This window comes from Streptomyces sp. NPDC057565 (genome assembly GCF_042801455.1).
Classification (GTDB): domain Bacteria; phylum Actinomycetota; class Actinomycetes; order Streptomycetales; family Streptomycetaceae; genus Streptomyces; species Streptomyces yanii.
Genome location: NZ_JBHVFU010000002.1, coordinates 377,906 through 398,930, shown reverse-complemented (window position 1 = coordinate 398,930; position 21,025 = coordinate 377,906). Strand labels below are relative to the sequence as shown.

General features: G+C 69.0%; 21 protein-coding genes and 1 tRNA gene. 8 read left to right on the top strand and 14 right to left on the bottom strand.

All coding sequences use genetic code 11. From position 1 onward, the window contains the following. Nucleotides 1-72 precede the first annotated feature (72 nt). From pknB to ACFU8W_RS05795, 6 genes are all read right to left on the bottom strand, one after another. Nucleotides 73-2,070, bottom strand: coding sequence for a Stk1 family PASTA domain-containing Ser/Thr kinase (pknB, locus tag ACFU8W_RS05820; RefSeq protein ID WP_384032587.1), 1,998 nt, complete (start codon nucleotides 2,068-2,070; stop codon nucleotides 73-75). Between the two features lie 167 nt (nucleotides 2,071-2,237). Continuing rightward, nucleotides 2,238-3,692 (bottom strand): peptidoglycan D,D-transpeptidase FtsI family protein, encoded by a 1,455-nt coding sequence (locus ACFU8W_RS05815; protein WP_384032585.1) that lies wholly within the window; start codon nucleotides 3,690-3,692, stop codon nucleotides 2,238-2,240. Beyond that, complete coding sequence (locus ACFU8W_RS05810; protein ID WP_384032583.1) at nucleotides 3,689-5,098, bottom strand: FtsW/RodA/SpoVE family cell cycle protein; 1,410 nt, start codon at nucleotides 5,096-5,098, stop codon at nucleotides 3,689-3,691. Before ACFU8W_RS05810 ends, ACFU8W_RS05815 begins: the two co-directional genes overlap by 4 nt. Nucleotides 5,099-5,121: 23 nt before the next feature. Then, on the bottom strand, nucleotides 5,122-6,639 hold the full coding sequence (locus tag ACFU8W_RS05805) for a Stp1/IreP family PP2C-type Ser/Thr phosphatase (RefSeq protein WP_384032581.1): 1,518 nt from the start codon (nucleotides 6,637-6,639) through the stop codon (nucleotides 5,122-5,124). A 129-nt stretch (nucleotides 6,640-6,768) separates the two neighbouring features. Next, entirely contained in the window at nucleotides 6,769-7,284 is a 516-nt protein-coding gene (locus tag ACFU8W_RS05800; protein ID WP_037702017.1) for an FHA domain-containing protein, read from the bottom strand. 10 nt (nucleotides 7,285-7,294) lie between these two features. Continuing rightward, nucleotides 7,295-8,161 (bottom strand): FhaA domain-containing protein, encoded by an 867-nt coding sequence (locus ACFU8W_RS05795; RefSeq protein ID WP_345517209.1) that lies wholly within the window; start codon nucleotides 8,159-8,161, stop codon nucleotides 7,295-7,297. A gap of 317 nt (nucleotides 8,162-8,478) precedes the next feature. On the opposite strand from ACFU8W_RS05795, the gene ACFU8W_RS05790 reads away from it, so the two are divergent. The 3 genes from ACFU8W_RS05790 (at nucleotide 8,479) to ACFU8W_RS05780 (ending at nucleotide 9,962) form a co-directional block, all read left to right on the top strand. Continuing rightward, a tRNA-Leu gene (locus ACFU8W_RS05790) sits at nucleotides 8,479-8,561 on the top strand. Nucleotides 8,562-8,880: 319 nt separating this feature from the next. Continuing rightward, nucleotides 8,881-9,234 (top strand): hypothetical protein, encoded by a 354-nt coding sequence (locus tag ACFU8W_RS05785; RefSeq protein ID WP_384032578.1) that lies wholly within the window; start codon nucleotides 8,881-8,883, stop codon nucleotides 9,232-9,234. Between the two features lie 14 nt (nucleotides 9,235-9,248). Next, complete coding sequence (locus ACFU8W_RS05780; RefSeq protein ID WP_384032576.1) at nucleotides 9,249-9,962, top strand: sensor histidine kinase; 714 nt, start codon at nucleotides 9,249-9,251, stop codon at nucleotides 9,960-9,962. Nucleotides 9,963-10,103: 141 nt separating this feature from the next. Here the strand turns inward: ACFU8W_RS05780 and ACFU8W_RS05775 are convergent, their stop codons facing one another. Next, on the bottom strand, nucleotides 10,104-10,715 hold the full coding sequence (locus ACFU8W_RS05775; RefSeq protein ID WP_266983788.1) for an FMN-dependent NADH-azoreductase: 612 nt from the start codon (nucleotides 10,713-10,715) through the stop codon (nucleotides 10,104-10,106). 132 nt (nucleotides 10,716-10,847) lie between these two features. Here ACFU8W_RS05775 and ACFU8W_RS05770 point away from each other — a divergent pair, with 132 nt between their 5' ends. After that, nucleotides 10,848-11,195, top strand: a complete 348-nt coding sequence (locus ACFU8W_RS05770; RefSeq protein WP_345517212.1) for a helix-turn-helix domain-containing protein — start codon at nucleotides 10,848-10,850, stop codon at nucleotides 11,193-11,195. Nucleotides 11,196-11,208: 13 nt separating this feature from the next. Here ACFU8W_RS05770 and ACFU8W_RS05765 read toward each other — a convergent pair whose 3' ends face one another. Beyond that, nucleotides 11,209-11,676 carry a MarR family winged helix-turn-helix transcriptional regulator gene (locus ACFU8W_RS05765; protein ID WP_384032574.1) on the bottom strand — a complete coding sequence of 156 codons (468 nt, stop codon included), beginning with the start codon at nucleotides 11,674-11,676 and terminating at the stop codon, nucleotides 11,209-11,211. A gap of 75 nt (nucleotides 11,677-11,751) precedes the next feature. On the opposite strand from ACFU8W_RS05765, the gene ACFU8W_RS05760 reads away from it, so the two are divergent. The 4 genes from ACFU8W_RS05760 to ACFU8W_RS05745 all read left to right on the top strand — a co-directional run bounded on the left by ACFU8W_RS05760 (nucleotide 11,752) and on the right by ACFU8W_RS05745 (nucleotide 15,836). Then, nucleotides 11,752-12,894: a hypothetical protein gene (locus ACFU8W_RS05760; protein ID WP_384032572.1), complete on the top strand. Its 1,143-nt coding sequence runs from the start codon at nucleotides 11,752-11,754 to the stop codon at nucleotides 12,892-12,894. A 135-nt stretch (nucleotides 12,895-13,029) separates the two neighbouring features. Then, the gene (locus ACFU8W_RS05755) at nucleotides 13,030-14,481 is read left to right on the top strand and encodes a DUF2252 domain-containing protein (RefSeq protein ID WP_384032570.1); all 1,452 of its coding nucleotides are present in this window, start codon (nucleotides 13,030-13,032) and stop codon (nucleotides 14,479-14,481) included. A gap of 58 nt (nucleotides 14,482-14,539) precedes the next feature. Further along, nucleotides 14,540-15,445 (top strand): hypothetical protein, encoded by a 906-nt coding sequence (locus tag ACFU8W_RS05750; protein WP_384032568.1) that lies wholly within the window; start codon nucleotides 14,540-14,542, stop codon nucleotides 15,443-15,445. Nucleotides 15,446-15,491: 46 nt separating this feature from the next. Next, nucleotides 15,492-15,836, top strand: a complete 345-nt coding sequence (locus tag ACFU8W_RS05745) for a rhodanese-like domain-containing protein (protein WP_266983804.1) — start codon at nucleotides 15,492-15,494, stop codon at nucleotides 15,834-15,836. Nucleotides 15,837-15,888: 52 nt separating this feature from the next. On the opposite strand, the gene ACFU8W_RS05740 is transcribed toward ACFU8W_RS05745, so the two are convergent. The 6 genes from ACFU8W_RS05740 to paaA form a co-directional block, all read right to left on the bottom strand. Continuing rightward, nucleotides 15,889-17,073, bottom strand: coding sequence for an acyl-CoA dehydrogenase family protein (locus tag ACFU8W_RS05740; RefSeq protein ID WP_384032566.1), 1,185 nt, complete (start codon nucleotides 17,071-17,073; stop codon nucleotides 15,889-15,891). 197 nt (nucleotides 17,074-17,270) lie between these two features. Further along, on the bottom strand, nucleotides 17,271-18,329 hold the full coding sequence (locus ACFU8W_RS05735) for a 2Fe-2S iron-sulfur cluster-binding protein (protein WP_384032564.1): 1,059 nt from the start codon (nucleotides 18,327-18,329) through the stop codon (nucleotides 17,271-17,273). After that, complete coding sequence (gene paaD / locus ACFU8W_RS05730) at nucleotides 18,330-18,836, bottom strand: 1,2-phenylacetyl-CoA epoxidase subunit PaaD (protein ID WP_384032562.1); 507 nt, start codon at nucleotides 18,834-18,836, stop codon at nucleotides 18,330-18,332. After that, entirely contained in the window at nucleotides 18,830-19,531 is a 702-nt protein-coding gene (gene paaC, locus ACFU8W_RS05725; protein ID WP_345517219.1) for a 1,2-phenylacetyl-CoA epoxidase subunit PaaC, read from the bottom strand. The genes paaD and paaC overlap by 7 nt, the downstream gene beginning before the upstream one ends. Beyond that, nucleotides 19,528-19,818, bottom strand: coding sequence for a 1,2-phenylacetyl-CoA epoxidase subunit PaaB (gene paaB / locus ACFU8W_RS05720; protein WP_030972485.1), 291 nt, complete (start codon nucleotides 19,816-19,818; stop codon nucleotides 19,528-19,530). Before paaB ends, paaC begins: the two co-directional genes overlap by 4 nt. Beyond that, the gene (gene paaA / locus ACFU8W_RS05715; RefSeq protein WP_384032559.1) at nucleotides 19,815-20,930 is read right to left on the bottom strand and encodes a 1,2-phenylacetyl-CoA epoxidase subunit PaaA; all 1,116 of its coding nucleotides are present in this window, start codon (nucleotides 20,928-20,930) and stop codon (nucleotides 19,815-19,817) included. The genes paaB and paaA overlap by 4 nt, the downstream gene beginning before the upstream one ends. Between the last annotated feature and the right edge of the window lie 95 nt (nucleotides 20,931-21,025).

The window sequence follows — 21,025 nt, the reverse complement described above, 5'->3', positions numbered from 1 at the left end:
GTGTGGCAGGCACAGCGAAGGGCCCCGATCACCGAGGCGGTGATCGGGGCCCTTCGCGTGTGTGCGGGCGGCTCAGTCCTGTGAGCCCGATGGGCCGCCGAAGATATTGCCGTCCCCGTTGCCCTTGCCGCCCACCGTGGTGAGGGTGATGACGGTGGTCGCGGGGTCGGCTTGGGTGCCCGGCTGCGGATCGATGTTGGCGACCCTGGCGTTGTCGTCGTCGGAGCTACCCTGCGCGAACTGGATTTGAGTGAAGCCCTGCGCGGCCAGGGCCTGCTTGGCCTGGGCGACCGTGCTGCCCCTGACTTCGGGGACCGGGACCGTCGCCGGCTGCGTCGGGCCCTTGGAGACCTTCAGGACGATCTGGGTGTCCTGCGGCTCCTTGCCGCCTGGTGCCGGGGTCTGATCAATGACCTCACCCGCCGGCTTGTCCGAGTCGACGTCGGTTCGCGAGACGTTCTGGAAGCCGACGCCGTTGAGCTGGGCCACCGCAGCGTCGTACTGCTTGCCCCTGACGTCGGGGACGTTCTGGGTGGACTGCCTGGCGACCGTGATCTTGACCTCGGACTCCCGCTCGGCCTTCGTGTTGCCCTTGGGGTTCTGGTCGAGCACGGTGCCGGGATCCGCGGTGGAGGACTCGGTCGTGACGACCTTCACCGAGAAGCCCTTTTCTTCCAGGAGCTTGCGGGCGTTCTCCTCGGACTTCTCCGTGACGTCCGGGACCTCGACCTTCGGCGCACCGGTGGAGACGACGACCGTGACGGTCTCGTTCTCCGCCATCTGGCCGTCCTTGGGCGTCTGGCTGCAGATCTTGCCCTTGTCCTGGTCCTCGCAGGGTTCGCGTGAGCCCACCTTGACGTGGACAACGGCGTTTCTCGCGAGCTCCTCCGCCTCTGCCACGGTCGAACCGACCATGTTCGGCACGTCGACCTTGCCGTTGTCGCTGTTGTCGCCGCCGAAGACGGACTTGCCGATCAGGATCGCGCCGATCAGCACCAGGATGCCCGCGACGACCAGCAGGATCGTCGAGGTGTTGTTCTTCTTCTGGCGGCGGCGGTCCGGGCGCTCGTCGTATCCGTAGCCGCCGTCGTCCGGATTGACCGGGGGCAGCATGGAGGTCTGGGCGCCGTTCGGGTCGGCTGCGCGCAGTGCGGTGGTGGGCTGGTCGTTGCCGTACCCGTCGTATCCCCCGTAACCGGCCGCGCCCATCGCCGCGGTGGCGGCTACCGGCTGGCCGTCGAGGCAGGCCTCGATGTCGGCACGCATCTCGTCGGCCGACTGGTAGCGGTAGTCCGGGTCCTTGACCAGGGCCTTCAACACGATCGCGTCCATTTCGGGCGTGATCTCGGGGTCGAAGCTGCTGGGGGGCTGCGGCTCTTCCCGCACGTGCTGGTAGGCGACCGCCACGGGTGAGTCGCCGACGAACGGCGGCCGGACGGTCAGCAGCTCATAGAGCAGACAGCCGGTCGAGTACAGGTCGGAGCGCGCATCGACCTGCTCGCCCTTGGCCTGCTCCGGGGAGAGGTACTGGGCGGTGCCGATGACGGCCGAGGTCTGGGTCATCGTCATGCCGGAGTCGCCCATGGCGCGGGCGATACCGAAGTCCATGACCTTGACCTGGCCGGTGCGCGTCAGCATGACGTTCGCGGGCTTGATGTCGCGGTGGACGATGCCTGCGCGGTGCGAGTACTCCAGCGCCTGGAGGATGCCGACCGTCATTTCGAGGGTGCGCTCGGGCAGCAGTTTACGGCCGGAGTGCAGAAGTTCTCTGAGCGTCGACCCGTCGACGTACTCCATCACGATGTACGGGATGGAGACACCGTCGACGTAGTCCTCGCCGGTGTCGTAGACAGCGACGATCGCCGGGTGGTTGAGCGAGGCGGCGGACTGGGCCTCACGGCGGAACCGGGCCTGGAAGGACGGGTCGCGGGCGAGATCGGTCCGCAGCGTCTTCACAGCGACGGTGCGGCCGAGCCGGGTGTCGTGCGCGAGGTAGACCTCGGCCATGCCACCACGGCCGAGCACCGAGCCCAGCTCGTACCGGCCGCCGAGGCGACGCGGCTCTTCCATAACTGTTCCAGCCCTCTCCGTCAGTCCCGACCGCACCGGTGTGTGGTCCGGCGGTGTGCTGCTCGCGCATACGGTACCGGCCACGCACTACCTGATCGGCCCACAGCCGTGAGCTGATATCTGACCGGTATCCCAATGTGCAGGTATGGCCCCCGATGTGATGGGCGTCACCTCTTGTTGATAACCGCCTCCATCACGGCCTTGGCGATCGGAGCGGCCAGACCACCGCCGGAGACATCGTCCCGGTTGGCGCTGCTGTCCTCGACCACGACCGCCACGGCGACGGGCGAGCCGCTGCTGGTCTTCGCGTACGAGATGAACCAGGCATACGGCTTCTCGCTGTTGTTCAGACCGTGCTGGGCGGTACCGGTTTTGCCGCCGACAGTGACGCCGTCGATGAGGGCCCGGGTTCCCGTGCCGCTCTTGACGACGGTCTCCATCATCTGCTGGAGCTTCTGCGCATTCTCACCCGAGAGAGGCTGGCTGAGCTCCTCCTTCTCATGGGTGTAGATCACGTCGAGGTTGGGCGCCTGCCGCTGGGCGACCATGTACGGCTGCATGAGCTTGCCGTCGTTGGCGACCGCGGCGGCGACCATGGCCATCTGGAGCGGGGTGGCGCGGTTGGAGGCCTGGCCGATGCCCGCCATGGCGTTCTGCGGCCGGTTGTCCTTCGGGTAGACGCTCGCGTCGGCGCGGACCGGGGTGAAGATCTCCTTGTTGAAGCCGAACTTGGCGGCCTCGTCCATCATCTTCTGGTTGCCCAGGTCGTCGCTGATCTTGCCGAACACGGTGTTGCAGGACATCCGCAGCGCTTCCCGGAGCGAGGCGTTCTCGCACGGGATGTTGCCCTCGTTCTGCAGGACGGTGGTCGTCTGCGGGAGCTTGTACGGCAGCGGGGAGTCCGTCTTGCCGTCGATGTCGGTGTAGAGGCCGTTCTCCAGCGCCGCGGCGGCGGTGACGACCTTGAACGTCGAGCCGGGCGGGTAGGTCTCGCGCAATGCCCGGTTGAGCATCGGCTTGTCCTTGTCCTTCAGGAGCTTCTGCCAGGCCTTGGTGTCCGCGTCGGAGTTGCCCGCGAAGGTCGAGGGGTCGTACGAAGGGGTGCTGGCGAGGGCCAGGATGGCGCCGGTCTGCGGGTCGAGCGCGGCGACGGCACCCTTCTTGTCGCCCAGCCCCTGGAAGGCTGCCTTCTGAGCGGCGGCGTTGAGGGTGGTGACGACGTTGCCGCCCTGCTTCTTCTCGCCCGTGAACATCGACAGGGTGCGGTCGAAGAAGAGCTGGTCGTCGTTGCCGGTGAGGATGCCGTCCTCAAGGCTTTCGAGCTGCGAGGCGTCGAAGGCCTGCGACGAATAGCCGGTGACGGGCGCCCACATGGGGCCGTTCTTCCAGGCCCGCTTGTACTTGAAGTCGCTGCCCTTGGTCTCGACCGAGGTGGTCACGGGGTTGCCGTCGACGATGATGTTGCCGCGTTCATGGGCGTACCGCTCGATGCGGACGCGGCGGTTCTCGTCGCGGGTGTTCAGCTCGTCGGCGCGGACGTACTGGAGGTAGTTGGTCCGCACGAGCAGGGCGAGGATGAGGACGCCGCAGAAGATCGCGATCCGGCGCAGGGGCTTGTTCACGGTCGGACCACCTGGGTCATCTCGGCGTCGGAGGACGGGGCGGGGGCCGGTGCGGGGCGGCGTGCGGTGTCGCTGATCCGGATCAGGATGCCGATCAGGGCCCAGTTGGCGATCACGGACGAACCACCGGCCGCGAGGAACGGCATGGTCATACCGGTCAGCGGGATGAGACCCATGACACCGCCGGCGACGACGAAGACCTGGATCGCGAAGGCGCCGGAGAGACCGATCGCGAGGAGCTTGCCGAACGGGTCGCGGGCGGCGAGCGCGGTGCGGACACCGCGCTCGACGATCAGACCGTAGATCAGCAGGACGGCCATCATTCCGGCGAGACCGAGCTCCTCACCGACGGTGGAGAGGATGAAGTCGGCGTTGGCGGCGAAGCCGATCAGGTCGGAGTGGCCCTGACCGAGTCCGGTGCCGAGGGTGCCGCCGGAGCCGAAGGACATCAGGGCCTGGGCGATCTGGTCGGAATGGGCCATGGTCTTTTCCCCGAAGGGGTCCAGCCAGGCGTCGACCCGCTGCTGGACATGCGGCTCGAACGTGGCGACGCCGACTGCGCCGACCGCCGACATCAGCAGACCGAAGACGATCCAGCTGGTCCGCTCCGTCGCGACGTACAGCATGATCACGAAGAGGCCGAAGAACAGCAGCGATGTACCGAGGTCGGTCTCGAAGACCAGGATCAGGATCGACATCGCCCAGATGACGAGGATCGGTCCGAGGTCACGGCCACGGGGCAGATAGAGGCCCATGAAGCGGCGGCTGGCGAGGGCCAGCGCATCGCGTTTGACCATCAGATAGCCGGCGAAGAAGATCGCGATGATGATCTTTGCGAACTCGCCGGGCTGGATGGAGAAGCCGGCGATCGTGATCCAGATCTTGGCGCCGAACTTGCTGGGGAAGAACATCGGCAGGATCAGCAGGACCAGCGCCCCCACCATGGAGATGTAGGTGTAGCGCTGCAGGATGCGGTGGTCCTTGAGCAGGAACAGAACGGCGACGAACAGAGCGATGCCGACCGCCGAGTACAGCAACTGTCTGGGGGCGGAGGGGGTGAAGACGCCGTACGCCGACTTGGCTGTCAGAATCAACCTCGGCGACTGGTCCAAGCGCCAGATCAGTACCAGCCCCAGCCCGTTGAGCAGAGTCGCCAGTGGCAGCAGCAGCGGATCGGCGTACGGAGCGAACTTGCGCACCACGAAGTGGGCGACGCCGCCGAGCAGGATCAGGCCGAACCCGTATCCGAGCATGCCGGAAGGCAGTGTGCCGTCCATGGCAAGGCCCACATTGGCGTACGCGAACACCGAGATGGCGATGGCGAAGACCATCAGGGCGAGCTCGGTGTTGCGACGGCTCGGTGCGTCGATCGCGCCGATCGTGGTCGTATTGGTGACAACGCTCATGGTGCTGAAGGCCCCCTACGGCTTTACTGCTTACCGCACTGCGGGACCAGCTTCGTCTCTTCCTCCGAGAGGCTGGGGCCGGGAGTGGGAGTCGCTGTGGTCGGCTTGGTCTTGGTGGCGGTGGACGTGGAGCCGGACTCGGTGGACGTCTTCGAGAGATCCGAGCCCGTGCCTCCGGCTTCACCCTCGTCGGTGCGGGGCTTGCTTGCTGCCTCGGCCGCGCGGCGCTGCGCGTCCTTCTTGCAGGCGGACGCCTGGGTCGAGAGCTCGCTGATCTTCTCGCGGGCGTCGGCCAGGTTGCCCTCGGCGATGGTCGCCTCGACCTGCTTGCGCTGGTAGGACGGGAGGTACTTGAGTTCGATCTCGGGGTGGTCCTTCTCGACCTTTGAGAGCGAGACCCATGCGAGGTCCTGGCTGATGCCGCGGTACAGCGCAACGTGGTCGTTCTTCGCGCCTACGAAGAACTGGTTCTGGGTCCAGCGGTAACCGCCGTACACACCACCGCCGATGACGGCCAGCGCGAGCACGATGTAGAACGACCGCTTCAGCCACTTGCGGCCGCCGCCGGGCTTGACGAAGTCGTCGTCGGCGTACGCGTCGAAGGAGCCGTCCGGCATTCCGCCGTAGCCGACGCCGTCGCCGCTGCCGGGCGGGCCGAAGCCGCCCGCGGGTGGCGGGACGGGGCGGCCGAGACCGGCCGCGCGGCCGGCCGGGGTGGTCATGGCAGCGCCGTCGTTCAGCTGGGCGGACTGGTTCTCGGCGACCGCGCCGACGACGACCGGGGTGTCGTTGAGCTGCCCGGCCAGGGTGTCGTTGCTGTCCACGTCGAGGACGTCGGCGACGATGCAGGTGATGTTGTCCGGGCCGCCGCCGCGCAGGGCGAGCTGGATGAGCTCCTGGATCGTCTCCTGCGGGCCCTGGTAGCTGGCGAGGGTCTCCTCCATCGTCTGGTGCGAGACGACGCCGGAGAGCCCGTCGGAGCAGATCAGATAGCGGTCGCCGGCCCGGACCTCACGGATGGAGAGGTCGGGTTCGACGTGGTCGCCGCTCCCCAGCGCGCGCATCAGCAGGGAGCGCTGCGGGTGGGTAGTGGCTTCTTCCTCGGTGATGCGGCCCTCGTCGACCAGACGCTGGACCCAGGTGTGGTCCTGCGTGATCTGAGTCAGCACGCCGTCGCGCAGCAAGTACGCGCGTGAGTCGCCGACGTGGACCAGGCCGAGGCGCTGGCCGGTCCAGAGCAGAGCGGTGAGCGTGGTGCCCATGCCCTCCAGCTGGGGGTCCTCCTCGACCATCATGCGCAGTTGGTCGTTGGCCCGCTGGACCGCCGTGCCGAGCGAGGTGAGGATGTCCGAGCCGGGCACGTCGTCGTCGAGCTGAACGAGCGTCGAGATCACCTCGGAGCTGGCGACCTCACCGGCCGCCTGGCCGCCCATGCCGTCGGCGATGGCGAGAAGGCGCGGACCGGCGTAGCCGGAGTCCTCGTTTCCCTCCCGGATCATGCCCTTGTGCGATCCGGCGGCGAAGCGCAGGGACAGACTCATGCGCACCTCGCCCGTCGGCTCGGGGTACAGCCGGTCTCGCGCCACACTGCCCACCCTCCGGTCGGGAGCAGGACCGGGTCCGTTGCCCGGACCGCTACGGCCCCCTCGCTCCGCTCGCTCATTGTCGTACTACTTCCGCAGCTCGATGACGGTCTTGCCGATCCGGATCGGCGCGCCCAGCGGAACAGGCGTCGGGGTGGTGAGGCGGGTCCGGTCGAGATACGTGCCATTGGTGGACCCGAGATCCTCGACGATCCACTGGCCGTCACGGTCGGGGTAGATCCTGGCATGCCTGCTGGACGCGTAGTCGTCGTCCAGCACGATCGTTGAATCGTGGGCACGGCCCAGCGTGATGGTCTGTCCCTGGAGCGCCACCGTGGTGCCGGTGAGGGTGCCCTCGGAGACGACCAGCTTTGTGGGTGCCCCACGGCGCTGGCGGCCGGGCTGCTGGCGTTGCTGCGGCGGTGCCGCTGCGGTCTGGCGTGCCTGTTGCGGTCGCGTGTCGCCCGCGTTGCGGCGTGAGCCGCGCTGCGTGACGCGCGTTCCGAACAGGTCGCTGCGGATGACCTGAACGGCCACGATGACGAACAGCCACAGAACAGCCAGGAAACCTAGCCGCATGACCGTCAGGGTCAGCTCTGACATTGCCCCCGCTTCACCCTTCGGCTTGCCGGTAAACGATGGTGGTGCTGCCCACGACGATCCGCGAGCCGTCGCGGAGCGTAGCGCGGGTGGTGTGCTGCCCGTCTACCACGATGCCGTTGGTAGACCCGAGATCCTGGATCGTCGAGGGCGTTCCGGTCCGGATCTCACAGTGCCGGCGCGATACGCCGGGGTCGTCGATCCGCACGTCGGCGTCGGTGCTGCGTCCCAGCACCAGCGTCGGGCGGGAGATCTGATGGCGGGTGCCGTTGATCTCGATCCACCGCCGTACCTGCGCGCTCGGCATGGGGCCGGGCGCGGCCGGCGGGCGCCGGTCGGCAGTGGGTGCTCCGGGACGGCCGCTGCCCGGCGGCGGGGCCGCGGGCATGGGCGGGACGGAGCTGGGCGGATAGCCGTAGCCGCCGGTGGGCTGCGGGGCGGCGGAGCGCCCGTGGCCGGGCTGTCCGGGGTGGCCCTGAGGAGCCTGCTGGCCCTGCTGCGAGGAGCTCGAAGCAAGGGTGCGGCTGCGCACGCGGTAGAGCCCGGTGTCGAGGTCCTCCGCCTTCTCCAGATGAACCTTGATCGGTCCCATGAAGGTGTAGCGCTGCTGCTTGGCGTAGTCCCGGACCAGACCGGAGAGCTCGTCGCCGAGCTGGCCGGAGTACGGGCTCAGGCGCTCGTAGTCCGGGGCGCTGAGCTCGACGATGAAGTCGTTGGGGACGACGGTCCGCTCGCGGTTCCAGATTGTTGCGTTGTTGTCGCACTCACGCTGGAGGGCACCCGCGATCTCGACCGGCTGGACCTCGGACTTGAACACTTTGGCGAAGGTGCCGTTGACCAGACCTTCGAGACGCTGCTCGAAACGCTTCATGACTCCCATGGGGCACCTCCTCCGGTGTTCTCGTCCCTGTACTGCTTACTGATCGTATCCACGCGTCGGGAAATCGGCTGGTTCCCCTTGTCTGCCCAGTGGATGAGTGTCACCCCTCACACGGATCGTAGAGGTGACCACTCCCCACAGTGTCCCGCACCTGCGGTGTGCTGAGGAGGAGTGGGGGTGACCGCATCGCGTTGCCGCTTCCCGTCATCCGCCCGCCAAAACAACGGATGTGAATCCACCCTGTCCAGCGTGCTAATCTTCCGGATGTCGCCAGGCGCTCGCACCAACAGGTGAGAGAGTCTGAAAGCACCACTCATGCGCGAGTGGCGGAACGGCAGACGCGCTGGCTTCAGGTGCCAGTGTCCTTAGGGACGTGGGGGTTCAAATCCCCCCTCGCGCACAAGAGAGAAGCCCCACAGGCCAACGGTCTGTGGGGCTTCTTCGTTCCCTGACGAGGGGATCGGCGGCGGGGCGACTTTCGTCGTGCGCGGTCGCAACGAAAGAAACGCGTCGCGTGTGCGAAGGGCTGCCCAGGGTGCGGGGCGTGTACGCGATATCGAAACTCCGGGCCGGGTGGCAGTGGTGTGCGGCGCCGGAGCTGTGGTCCCGCCGCAGGGCGGCCGGGGAGGCAGTGCCGGCCGTGGTGCTCGGGCTGCTGGCTTGCGGGGACGGAAGAGCTGCTGCGTGGCGGGGAACTGCGGCTGTGGGTGGTGCCGTCCATGGTCGTGGTGCTGTCGCTGCTCAGGCGCCGGCTGCCCGTGAGCGTGCTGGTGGTGACGTCCGCCCTGGCCGGGCTCTCCGGCGGATTCGCGTTGCTGCTGATGGTGGTGGCGCGGAGTTCCGGGCGTCGGATCGTCGGAGCAGGACGGGTGCTGGGGGCGTTCACCGCCTCGTACGTCCTCTACGTGGGTGTGACCGTTGCGATGACCTGGTCCGGGCTTCGGCCGCTGACCCAGGTGTTGTTCACCACCCTCTACTTTTTGGCGACGACGCTCGTGCCCGGTCTCGCCAGCCGGTACTGGACGCAGCGCCGGACCCTGCTGCACGCCCTCCAGGAGCGCAAGCACAGCTGATCCGGGAGCGGGCCATGATCGTGGGGCAGGCGCGGCTCATGGAGCGCCAGCGGATCGCTCAGGACATGCACGACAGCCTCGGTCACCAACTGGCGCTGATCTCCCTCCATACAGGGGCACTGGAGGTTGACCCGGAGTTGACGGTGCGGCAGCGCGAGGCGGTCGGTGTGCTGCGCGGTGCCTCGGTCCATGCCATGCATGAGTTGCGGGAAGTTGTCGGGATTCTCCGGGACGACATCGCGGGGCCCGGGCGCGGCGGCGAGGACGGGCAGCGGGCGGCGCGGGGGACCGCGGGCATCGAGGAGCTGACGGAGGCGGCGCGGGCTGCTGGAAGCGTTGTGGAGCTCCGTCGCGCGGGAGAGCGCCGGGCGCTAGCGGCTGCCTCGGACCATGCGACGTACCGCATCGTCCAGGAGGCACTGACCAATGCGTACAAGCACGCACCGGGCGCGGCCATCACGGTCGAGCTGCGCTATGAGCCGGATTCCTTCGTCGTCGAGATCGTCGGTGGTCCGCAGCGGCACGCACAGACCGTGGGTGGGGCGGTCAGCGGCGGGCAGGGGCTGCCCGGGCTGCACGAGCGGGCCCGGCTGGTCGGCGGCATGGTGTGGCGAAGCTGGGGTGCGAGAACCGGGTGCAGGCTGCGCTGTTGGCGAGGGATGCGGGGCTGTAGGCGTGCTGCGGGCGCGTTTCGGAGGCTCTGGAACGCCAGGATGTGTTTCACGTGAAACGTCCGATTCGGGGCGTTCGGTGTAGCGGGGCGTTTCTGTGAGGCGGGGTGCTTGTGTGTCCCCATGCGACGACGGGCCGGGGCTCGCGGGAGTGTCCGACTCCCGCGAGCCCCGGCCGGTTTTCCGTCGTGCCGCGACTCAGGCGGCGAGGCGCGTGGCGAGAGCCTTGGCCTTCTCCGTGGCCTCGGTGAACGCCCTGGCGCGGGAGGCCTCGGCGAGCGGGATGAGCTCGGCCATCGCGGGCTGGGAGTGGGCCAGCGTCAGCTCCGGGACGATGAAGTCGACCTCGGCGCCGAACATGCTCGTCAGCAGCTTCTCCAGGTAGTTCTGGACGAACTCGGAGTCCTCGCGCGGGGTGCCGGGGGCGTACGAGCCGCCGCGGCTGGCGACGACGGTGATCGGGGTGCCCGCCACCGGGCTGTCGGGACCCACGTTGCGGCCGACGATGATCACCTGGTCGAGCCAGGCCTTCAGGGTCGACGGGATGCTGAAGTTGTACATCGGGGCGCCGATCAGGACGGCATCCGCGGCTTCCAGCTCGGCGGCGAGCTCGCTGCGCAGCGGGTCCTCGGCGCCGGCGGCTGCCGCTGTGGCGTCCAGGTGGGGCAGCGGGTTCGCGGCAAGGTCGCGGTAGACGACCTGTCCGTCCGGGTGCTGCTCGAGCCAGGTCTTGACGAAGGTGGCGGTGACCTCGCGCGATGCGGAGCCCTGCGGGAAGACGGCGGAGTCGAGGTGCAGAAGCGTGGCCATGGGGGATCTCCACGGATATCTAGGGGGCTGTGCCCGGCCGGGGATGCAGGGCATCTTTTTCGTACGCACCTAGTAATAACATAGGGGCTTACTAATCATAAGCCCCTCACTGCGACGCAGTACCCTGGGTGCATGGCGGACCACGGTGAGCAGGTGTGTCGACGGGTCGACGTGAGCATCACGCGCGTCTTCGAGCTGTTCGGGAAGCGCTGGACGGGCCCGATCGTCTCCGTGCTTCTGCAGCAGCCAGTGCACTTCGCGGATCTGCGGCGGGCGATTCCGGGTATCAGTGAGCGCATGCTCTCGGACCGGCTGACCGAACTCGGTGCGGCCGGGCTGGTGGTGCGTGAGGTCGACGAGGGTCCGCCGCTGCGGGTCTCGTACCGGCTGACGCGGGCCGGCGCCGCGATGGAGCCCGCTCTGAAGGAGCTGGCGCTCTGGGCGCAGACGTACCTCGTGGTCGACGAGGGTGGCTGCTGACGGCTCTCGGCGGTTACAGGGGCGTGCCCGTGCCCGGGGTGCTCGTCCCGCCCGACGCGTTGTAGCGCAGCAGGTACTCGGCGAACCGCGCGAGATCGTCCGCGGTCCACTCCGCGAGACGCTGCTGGTAGGCGGCGTGACGGCTGGCCTGCGTCGAGGCAAGGGCCTGGGTTCCGGCCTTGGTGGGGTGCAGCACCTGGATCCGGTGGTCCGTGGGGTCCGGGTGGCGCTCGACCAGGCCGAGCTTCTCCAGGGTGGCGATCTGTCGGCTGACCGTCGACTTGTCGAGCATGTAGTGCGCAGCCAGATCCGTTGCGCGGCAGCCCTGCCGGTCGTCGATGTGCGACAGCAGTGTGTACGAGACCAGCGGTAGCTCCGGATGGAGGCGGGCCGCGGCGGCGCGCGCCCGGCGCGCGAACGCCGTCAGCTCGCGCTCGATGACGTCCAGCGACTCTTCGCGTTCCCCGGCGGTGTCTGGCACGGTCTCACCTTCCCGAATATTCAGTTGTATAGTACAACGGATAGAAGAGTTGTAAAAGCCAACCATTGGAGTCCGATGTCCACGGGTCCGAGTGCCGTCGGCGGCACGACCGCCGCTGCCCTGCGCCATGTGCTGAGCCATCTCGTCACACCCCTGCTGATGTGTATCGGGATGGGGCTCGCCTACCTGGGGGCGTTCCATGCTCCGGAACCGCACGACCTGCGGGTGGACGTGGTCGGATCGGGGCCGAGCGCACAGGTGCTCGCGCAGACGCTGCAGGACAAGGGTGACGGTGCGCTCAGCGTGCGTACCGTCCCCGACCGGGACACCGCGGTGAACCACTTGAAGACACAAGCGAGTTACGGCGCCTACCTGCCGGGGAAGCACCCTGAGCTTCTTGTGGCCAGCGCCTCGTCCGACACCAGCGCCACAGTGGTGGAGAAGGTCTTCACGAAGGTGGCGGCCGCGCAGGGCGACCCTCTGAAGGTGACGGACACCGCACCGACCGCGGACGGCGATCCGACCGGCCAGGGGATCTTCTTCCTGCTGGTCGCGGTGAGTATCGGGTCGTACGCGTCGGTCGCGGTGATCGGTGGCGCGGGTGCGGTGCTGGCGTTGCGGATCAGGGCGGCGCTGGCCCTCGGTGCCTCACTCGTGGTGAGCGTGATCGGGGCCGTGTTCGCGGGGCCCATGTTCGGGCTGGTGGACCACGGGCTGGGCGGACTCTGGGCGATGGCCTGGCTCTACTCGGCGGGCATTCTCCTGATCGGTGTGGGGCTGCACACATTCCTCAAGCGGTGGACGACGCTCGGCGTGATGGTGCTGTTCGTGATGCTGAACTTCACCAGCTCCGGCGGCATCTTCCGGCCCGAACTGCAGCCCGGCTTCTTCGGTTCGCTGCACGCGTTCTGGAACGGCGCGGGCTTCGTCGAGGGTGCGAGGAGCCATGTGTACTTCGATGGGCACGGACTCGGCGGACACGTGCTGGTGCTCGCGCTCTGGTTCGTGGTGGGGCTGGCCGCGATGGGAGCGGCCGGGTTGGCCGAGGGGAGGCGGCGGAAGCCTGCTGTGCAGGCTCAGGGTATGGGTTCGTCCCGGCACCCGGCCGGGACGGAGAACCGGACGGGCACGGAGAACAGAGGGACGGCGGAGCGTCGGGCCGAGGCCGAGGCGAGGGAAGAGCTGGAGGAGGAGCTGGAGGAGTCTGTCGGCGTCTGACCAGGGCAAGGCGCTGGCCACAGGCGTTCGTTCAGGTTTTCCACAGGGGCAGACGGCTGTTGGCGGACGGCGGTACCGTCGTCGGCAGTTGATGTTGAACAGGACGTCGGTCGAGGGTGGGGGAGGCTGCGCGCCATGGGTGGGTTCGAAGTGGCAGTGCCGGGGCAGCGGGTTGTGACGGATGAGCCGCGCATACCGGTCGTGCCCGGGTTCGCCCGGCGCGCGGCTGTTGCGGCGGGAAGCGCGCCGCAGTCGCCGAGGGGGACGGGCAAGGCGCTGCGCGACCGGGTGCCCAGGACCTCGCACGATGCCCTGGTCCTTCCCTCGGGCCGGCCCGACGCCGTGCAGGCGGTCGAGGAGTCGAACCGGGGCCGAGTGTCCGACCTCGCGCCGATCCGGGTGGGGCGGATGGCTGCCACACCGTTCGCGTTTCTGCGCGGTTCGGCCGGGCTGATGGCCCATGACCTGATGGGCACACCGGTGACCGGGGTGGGCGCCCAGCTCTGCGGCGATGCGCATGCGGCCAATTTCGGGCTGTACGGCGATGCGCGAGGCAGTCTGGTCATCGATCTGAACGACTTCGACGAGACCGTGTTCGGCCCGTGGGAGTGGGACCTCAAGCGGCTCGCCGCCTCGCTGGTGCTCGCGGGGCGTGAGGCCGGGGCGGACGAGGACACCTGCCGGCGGGGTGCGTACGACACGGTGGGCGCGTACCGGCGGACGATGCGATTGCTGGCCAGACTGCCCGCGCTCGACGCCTGGAATGCCATCGCCGACGAGGAACTCGTCTCGCACACGGACGCGCGGGATCTGGTCGGCATGCTGGAACGGGTCTCGCAGAAGGCCCGAAAGAACACCAGCGCCCGCTTCGCCGCCAAGTCCACGGAGGAGGCCGAGGGTGGCGGACGCCGCTTCGTCGACGCACCGCCGGTGCTGCGGCGGGTGCCGGATGCGGAGGCTGCGGCGGTCGCGGCGGCGCTCGGCGACTATGTGGGCACGATCTCGGAGGACCGGGTGCCGCTGCTCGCCCGTTACGCGATCCATGACGTGGCGTTCCGGGTGGTCGGCACGGGGAGTGTCGGAACCCGGTCGTATGTGGTGCTGCTGCTCGATCACCGCGGCGAGCCGTTGGTCCTGCAGGTGAAGGAGGCGCGGCCCTCCGCGCTGGCGCCGTATCTGCCCGCCGTTGGTTTCGAGGTGCCCGAGGCGGCGCACGAGGGTCACCGAGTGGTGCTCGGGCAGAAGCGGATGCAGGTGGTCAGCGACATTCTGCTGGGCTGGGCGACCGTGCAGGGGCGGCCGTTCCAGGTGCGGCAATTCAGGAACCGCAAGGGCAGTGTGGACCCGGCTGCCCTGGCGGCCGACCAGGTCGACGACTACGGGCGGATGACGGGCGCACTGCTGGCGAGGGCCCATGCCCACAGCGCCGACCCGCGGCTGATCGCGGGCTACTGCGGCAAGAACGACGAGCTGGACGAAGCGGTGGCGAGCTTCGCCGTGACGTATGCGGACCGTACGGAGGCGGATCACGCGGAGCTGGTGCGGGCCGTTGGTTCGGGGCGAATAGCGGCTGAGCTCGGGGTGTGAGGGGCGCACCGCCGACCGTGCGTCCTCGGGGCGCGGGCCGGGGCCATACGCTGGACGGGTGACCCACGAAGCCGCCGGGGTGCCGACCACCCGGAACGACGATGACCGGCAGGACAACGACCGGCAGCAGGAACAGCACGAGCAGCAAGCCCCTCGGGGCGACGCCGACGCGGGCGGTGCCGCTGATGCCGCGCGCCCCGAGGCGCGGCTGGCGAAGGCCGTGCGGGCGGCGGAGCAGGCGCTGATCGAGTTCGAGATCGCGGTGGAGACCTTCCGGGTCGAGGTGGAGAACTTCTCCCGGCTGCACCACCAGAAGCTCGGCCCGATGTACGCCCGCCTCGACGAGCTCGACGCGCAGATCGCGGAGGCCCGGGCCGCCCGGACCGGTGACCCCGAGGATCTGCGCAGGGCTCGGGAGGCTCGGGCGCTCGTGATGCCGATGCCGGGCATCGACGAGCTTTTCCACGACTGGCTCGACTCCGACGGGCTGTCCCCCGAGGCGGCGGCGATGCTGACCGAGCAGCCGGTGCGGCCGCCCAAGCGGGTCCGGCCGACCGAGGAGGCGCGCAAGCTCTACCGCGAGCTGGCACGCAGTGCCCACCCGGATCTCGCCCAGGACGAGACGGAGCGGGCGCGCCGGGACGAGTTCATCACCCGCGTCAACGCCGCTTACGGGCGTGGGGACGAGGACCTGCTGAAGGAGCTGGCGCAGGAGTGGGCGGCGGGGCCCGTTCCACAGCAGGCGGAGCTCAGCGAGAGCGAGGAGCTCTACGCCCGGCTGAACTGGCTGACTCAGCGCAAGGAACTGCTGACGGTGCTCGCCCAGGAGCTGGAGGAGGGCGCGATCGGGGCCATGCTGCGGATGGCACCCGACGACCCGGACCGGCTGCTCGACGAGATCGCCGAACAGCTGCTGGGTGAGGTCGCGCAGCGAGAGGCGGAGCTGGCAGGCCTGGTGCAGTAGCGTTTCTGGTAAGTCCTGAGCGTACGTACGAGAGAAGGCATGACCCATGAATTTCGCCCCGCTGCCCTCGGTGGATGTCGCGGCGGTGCCGTCGGACGGCCTTGTGCTGGACGTCCGGGAGAACGACGAATGGGCGGCAGGGCACGTCGATGGTGCCCTGCACATTCCGATGAGTGACTTCGTCGGCCGCTTCGGTGAGCTGACCGAGGCGGCGGAGGACGGCCGACGCGTGCATGTGATGTGCCGGGTCGGTGGCCGGTCCGCCCAGGTCACCCAGTACCTGGTGCAGCAGGGCATCGACGCCGTGAACGTCGACGGCGGGATGCTCGCCTGGGACGGCGCCGGGCGCCCGATGGTCACGGACAACGGCAACCCGGCCTTCGTTCTCTGATCCGGCCGGATTCCTCCCGCGCTCCGGTGGGCGCCGGAGAGCGCCGGGGGTCTCAGCCGAGGGGATGGGCGGCCAGCAGGTCGCCCAGGGCCTCCTCGTGCATCGCTGCGGGGCCGAGCGACAGCTCGATCTGCTTCGCCCAGGCGTGGAAGCGGTGCAGCGGGTAGTCGGTGTCCGCGCCGAAGCCGCCGTGCAGGTGCTGGGCGGTCTGCGTAATCCGACGGACCCCGTCCGACGCCCAGATCTTCGCCACCGCGACATCGCCCGCGACGGGCAGCGTTCCGGGCGCACCGGTGGAGATCCGCCAGGCCGCCTGCCAGAGGGTCACTTCCATGGCCCGCAGATCGATGTACCGGTCCGCGGCCTGGACGGCGACGGACTGAAACGTCGCGACGGGATGTCCGAACTGCTCGCGCTTCCCGGTGTATTCACTTGTCATGGCGAGCACGGCCTCGCCGAGACCCAGTGCGAGTGCGCAGGTTCCGGTGGTGAGCAGGGTGCGCAGCCACTCCCAGGCACCCGGCGTACTGATCAGCGCGCTGTCCTCGACCCGTACCGTGTCCAGCCGGACCTCGGCGAACAACTCGCCGCTCGTGGAGACCTGTTCGGCGAGTGCGACGCCCTCGTCCGTGCGGCGGACCAGCGCCAGCACGGCCAGGCCCTCGTCCGTGTGGGCGGGCACCGCAATCCAGTCCGCGGACCGGGCCCACGGCACCCCCGACTGCACTCCGTCGAGCACCCAGCCCGCGCCGCCGTCCTCGCTGCCGGGCCGGTCATGGTCCTGGCCGGCCTTTCCCGCAAGGTCCCGGCGGGCGGTGACGGCGAGCTCGGCCGGATCGTGGCCGGTGCGGCCGTTGGCCCCGACGGTGAGGACCAGCTCGCCCCGGCCGACGCGGGGCAGCAGCTCGGCTGCCAGGCCGGGGTCACCGTGCTGCTGGATCGTCATCGCGACCGCGCAGGTCTCCAGCAGCGGCACCCGGGCAAGCACCTTTGCCGATTCGCGCAGGACCAGGCAGAGTGCGACCGCGTCGAGCCCGGCCCCGCCGTGTTCCGGTGCCAGCGTCAGGCTCAGCAGGTCGCCTGCGGCCAGCCCCGTCCACACGGACCGGTCGATGTCCTCGGCCACCGCTCCCGGAGTGAGCGCGGGGCTGGGCACACCGTCGGGCTCGACGCCCGAGAAGAGCGCCCTTGCGGCATCGACGGCTGCCTGCTGCTCCTCGGTGAAGGTGAAGTCCACTGCACTGACCTCCCGCGAACCGCTGTGCTCGTACCCGCACCTGACGGGTCGTCAAGATAGAACAGGTTCTATGAGAAGGGAACAGGGAAGGGGCGCGGCGGTCCGCGGGATCCCGGAGATCCGAGGAGGGCCGGGGAAGTTTCGAGGAGATCCGGCCGAAGCCGGTCGAATCCATGGGATCCGAGTGATCCGAGGGGTCAGCGGTCGAAGTCGAGTTCCACCTCCGGTGTGAGCGGATGCGACTGGCAGGCGAGCACATAGCCAGCCCCCGTCTCTTCCGGCTCCAGCGCGAAGTTGCGGTTCATCCGGACCTCGCCCGAGACCAGGAACGCCCTGCACGTCCCACACACCCCGCCCTTACATGCGTACGGAGCGTCGGAGCGGCTGCGCAAGACCGTTTCCAGCAGCGATTCGCCGTCCTGGACCGGCCAGTTGCCCGAGCGTCCGTCCAGTGTCGCGGTGAGCGTGCTGTGTGCGGGCGCCTCGATCCGCGTGCGGGCGGGAGCGGCCGGGCTGTCGTCGACGTGGAAGATCTCCTGGTGGATGCGGGCCCGGTCGACGCCGAGGCCGTGCAGCGCATCCTCTGCCGCCCGGACCAGGCCGAACGGCCCACAGAGATACCAGCCGTCCACCTCTTCCACCGACAGGAGCGCGGGCAGCAGTCCGGTCAGCCGCTCCCGGTCGAGCCGGCCGGACGGGAGACCTGCCTGCTGCTCCTCGCGGGAGAGTACTGTCACCAGCTGGAAGCGGTCCGGGTAGCGGTCCTTCAGGTCGGCGACCTCGTCCAGGAACATCGTCGAGGCAGCCGTCCGGTCGCTCCGGATCAGACAGAGCCGGGCCTCGGGTTCACGGGCCAGCAGAGTCGACGCGATCGACAGCACCGGGGTGATGCCGCTGCCGCCGACGATCGCCGCGTAGTGACCGGCGCGGGGGGTGAGCACGAAGCGTCCCATCGGGGGCATCGCCTCGACCTGGTCGCCGACAGCGAGCTCCTTGAGGGCGTATGTGGAGAACGCACCGCCGTCGACCAGGCGGATGCCCACCTGCAGCTCCGGATCGGCTGGGGCATCGGCGGCCGGAGTGCAGATCGAGTACGAACGCCGTATCTCTTCGCCCTGAACCGTGTAGCGCACATTGAGGTGCTGGCCGGGCTTGTGGCGGAAGGTCTCGCGCAGCTCGGGGGGAACCGCGAAGGTCACGGCCACCGAGTCGTCGGTCAGCCGCTCGATCGCGCGGACCCGGAGCGGATGGAACATCTACAACTCCTTGAAGTGGTCGAACGGTTCACGGCAGCTCGCGCAGCGGCGCAGCGCCTTGCAGGCGGTGGAGGAGAACCGGCTCAGCAGCTCCGTGTCCGTGGAGCCGCAGTGCGGGCAGTGCACCGAGAGGGTGAGCGGCACAGGTCCGCCGGACCTGGTGGCGGCATCATGCGGGCGCGGGGGTGCTATGCCGAACTCGGCGAGCTTGCGCCGCCCCTCCGCGCTGATGTCGTCGGTCGACCAGGCCGGTGCGAGCACAGTGACCACGGAGACGTCCGGTATGCCGTGGTCGTGGAGCACCTGCTCGATATCGGCCGACATGGTCTCGATCGCCGGGCAGCCGGTGTACGTCGGGGTGAGGCGGACGGTGACCTTGCCCGGGGCGAGCACCTCCACTCCGCGGAGCACGCCCAGCTCCTCCAGGGTGAGCACAGGCAGCTCGGGATCGGGCACGGACCCGGCGAGCCTGCGCACCTCCTCTTCCAGCAGCGTGCCGGTCACCATGACGCCCCCGGGTGGCTGCGGTGCAGATGCTGCATCTCGGCGAGCATCCGCCCGAAAGGTTCCGTGTGGATGCCCTGCCGTCCTGCCCCGGCCGTCCAGGCACCGGACCCCGGGCCGGTCGGCACCGTCAGCGTCGCCTGCTGCAGGACGCCGGTGACAGTGGCCAGCCAGTCGGTGTGCAGCGACGGCCAGTCGATCTCCACTCCCTCGACCGGCTGGAACAGTTCACCGGTGAACCGCCACAGCGCATCCACCCCGCGCTGCATCCGCTGGTGGCTCTCCTCCGTGCCGTCGCCCAACCGCAGCGTCCAGTGCGTGGCGTGGTCCTGGTGGTACGCGACCTCCTTGACGGCCTTCGCGGCCAGCCCGGCGAACTCGCCCCCACCGGCCGCCAGCTGCTCGTACAGCCCCCGCTGGTAGACGGAGAAGTACAGCTGGCGGGCGATGGTGTGGGCGAAGTCGCCGTTGGGCTGTTCGACCAGCTGGACGTTGCGGAAGGCGCGCTCCTCGCGCAGGAATGCCAGCTCGTCCTCGTCCCCGGCGAGCGAGAGCAGCACCCGGGCCTGTCCCAGGAGGTCCAGGGCGATGTTGGCGAGGGCCACCTCCTCCTCCAGCACGGGCGCGTGGCCCGCCCACTCCCCCAGCCGGTGCGACAGCACCAGCGCGTCGTCGCCGAGGGCGAGGGCCGCGGTCACAGGTGCTTCACCCCTTCCGGGATCTCGTAGAACGTGGGGTGCCGGTAGGGCTTGTCGCCCGCCGGCTCGAAGAACGAGTCCTTCTCGTCCGGCGAGGAGGCCGTGATCTCCGTGGATGGCACCACCCAGATGGAGACGCCCTCGGAACGGCGTGTGTACAGGTCACGGGCGTTGCGCAGGGCCATCTCGGCGTCCGGGGCGTGCAGGCTGCCCGCGTGGGTGTGGGAGAGACCGCGCCGCGAGCGCACGAACACCTCCCAGAGCGGCCAGTCGGTCGAGCTGCTCATGCCGTCGCCTCCGCGTTCGGTGGGGTGTGCATTTCTGCCTGGGGCATTTCCGTGTGGGGTGCTTCTGTGATGTGGGTCGGTGCGGAGGCGTGGCGCGTCGGTGCGGGGTGCTTGAGCGCGTACGAAGCCGCCGCGTCCCGTACCCAGGCGCCCTCTTCGTGTGCCCGGCGCCGCTGTGTGAGGCGCTGTTCGTTGCACGGGCCGTTACCCTTCAGGACCTCCTGGAACTCCGTCCAGTCGATCGCCCCGAAGTCGTGGTGTCCGCGCTCCTCATTCCACCGGAGGTCCGGGTCCGGGAGGGTGAGCCCCAGTGCCTCGGCCTGCGGGACACAGATGTCGACGAACCGCTGCCGCAGCTCGTCGTTGGAGTGCCGCTTGATCTTCCAGGTCATCGACTGCGCCGAGTGCGCCGATGCGTCGTCCGGCGGGCCGAACATCATCAGGGACGGCCACCACCAGCGGTTCACCGCATCCTGTGCCATCGCGCGCTGCTCCGGCGTCCCGCGGCCGAGGGTGAGCAGCAGCTCGTACCCCTGGCGCTGGTGGAAGGACTCCTCCTTGCAGATGCGGACCATGGCCCGTGCGTACGGACCGTACGAGCAGCGGCAGAGGGGCACCTGGTTGGTGATCGCGGCGCCGTCCACCAGCCAGCCGATCGCGCCGACATCCGCCCAGGTCAGCGTGGGGTAATTGAAGATTGACGAATACCTCTGGCGGCCTGCGTGGAGCTTGTCGAGCATTTCCTCGCGGCTCGTCCCCAGCGTCTCCGCCGCGCTGTAGAGGTACAGCCCGTGCCCCGCCTCGTCCTGCACCTTGGCCATCAGGATCGCCTTGCGGCGCAGCGAGGGTGCGCGGCTGATCCAGTTGGCCTCGGGCTGCATCCCGATGATTTCGGAATGGGCGTGCTGGGCCATTTGCCTGACCAGCGAGGCCCGGTACGCGTCCGGCATCCAGTCGCGCGGCTCGATGCGCTCGTCGGCCGCCACCGCGGCGTCGAAGGCCGCCTGCTGAGCCACGTCCGCCCCCGCCGGCCCGTCGGGCCCGCCTGCTGTCGCCTGCGCGGTCCCTCGCGCCTGGCCCTGCGCTGTCTGGTCCGCAGCCACTGCCGCCATCCCGGGCTCCCTACCGACCGATCGTTCGGTTCAATGACTTCAATGGTGAGTCGGTGGCCCGTAGGGTGTCAACCCTGTGGATAACTGACCGGGGA

What these genes read in the sequence shown, in the direction of transcription:
- ACFU8W_RS05770 (WP_345517212.1), top strand. Translation starts at nt 10,848, where the DNA reads ATGGCGGACCACGGTGAGCAGGTGTGTCGACGGGTCGACGTGAGCATC.
- paaB (WP_030972485.1), bottom strand. Translation starts at nt 19,818, where the DNA reads ATGAGCAGCTCGACCGACTGGCCGCTCTGGGAGGTGTTCGTGCGCTCG.
- ACFU8W_RS05780 (WP_384032576.1), top strand. Translation starts at nt 9,249, where the DNA reads ATGATCGTGGGGCAGGCGCGGCTCATGGAGCGCCAGCGGATCGCTCAG.
- ACFU8W_RS05775 (WP_266983788.1), bottom strand. Translation starts at nt 10,715, where the DNA reads ATGGCCACGCTTCTGCACCTCGACTCCGCCGTCTTCCCGCAGGGCTCC.
- ACFU8W_RS05745 (WP_266983804.1), top strand. Translation starts at nt 15,492, where the DNA reads ATGAATTTCGCCCCGCTGCCCTCGGTGGATGTCGCGGCGGTGCCGTCG.
- ACFU8W_RS05735 (WP_384032564.1), bottom strand. Translation starts at nt 18,329, where the DNA reads ATGTTCCATCCGCTCCGGGTCCGCGCGATCGAGCGGCTGACCGACGAC.
- ACFU8W_RS05810 (WP_384032583.1), bottom strand. Translation starts at nt 5,098, where the DNA reads ATGAGCGTTGTCACCAATACGACCACGATCGGCGCGATCGACGCACCG.
- ACFU8W_RS05800 (WP_037702017.1), bottom strand. Translation starts at nt 7,284, where the DNA reads ATGTCAGAGCTGACCCTGACGGTCATGCGGCTAGGTTTCCTGGCTGTT.
- ACFU8W_RS05785 (WP_384032578.1), top strand. Translation starts at nt 8,881, where the DNA reads ATGGTCGTGGTGCTGTCGCTGCTCAGGCGCCGGCTGCCCGTGAGCGTG.
- ACFU8W_RS05760 (WP_384032572.1), top strand. Translation starts at nt 11,752, where the DNA reads ATGTCCACGGGTCCGAGTGCCGTCGGCGGCACGACCGCCGCTGCCCTG.
- ACFU8W_RS05795 (WP_345517209.1), bottom strand. Translation starts at nt 8,161, where the DNA reads ATGGGAGTCATGAAGCGTTTCGAGCAGCGTCTCGAAGGTCTGGTCAAC.
- paaD (WP_384032562.1), bottom strand. Translation starts at nt 18,836, where the DNA reads ATGGTGACCGGCACGCTGCTGGAAGAGGAGGTGCGCAGGCTCGCCGGG.
- pknB (WP_384032587.1), bottom strand. Translation starts at nt 2,070, where the DNA reads ATGGAAGAGCCGCGTCGCCTCGGCGGCCGGTACGAGCTGGGCTCGGTG.
- ACFU8W_RS05805 (WP_384032581.1), bottom strand. Translation starts at nt 6,639, where the DNA reads ATGAGTCTGTCCCTGCGCTTCGCCGCCGGATCGCACAAGGGCATGATC.
- ACFU8W_RS05755 (WP_384032570.1), top strand. Translation starts at nt 13,030, where the DNA reads ATGGGTGGGTTCGAAGTGGCAGTGCCGGGGCAGCGGGTTGTGACGGAT.
- paaA (WP_384032559.1), bottom strand. Translation starts at nt 20,930, where the DNA reads ATGGCGGCAGTGGCTGCGGACCAGACAGCGCAGGGCCAGGCGCGAGGG.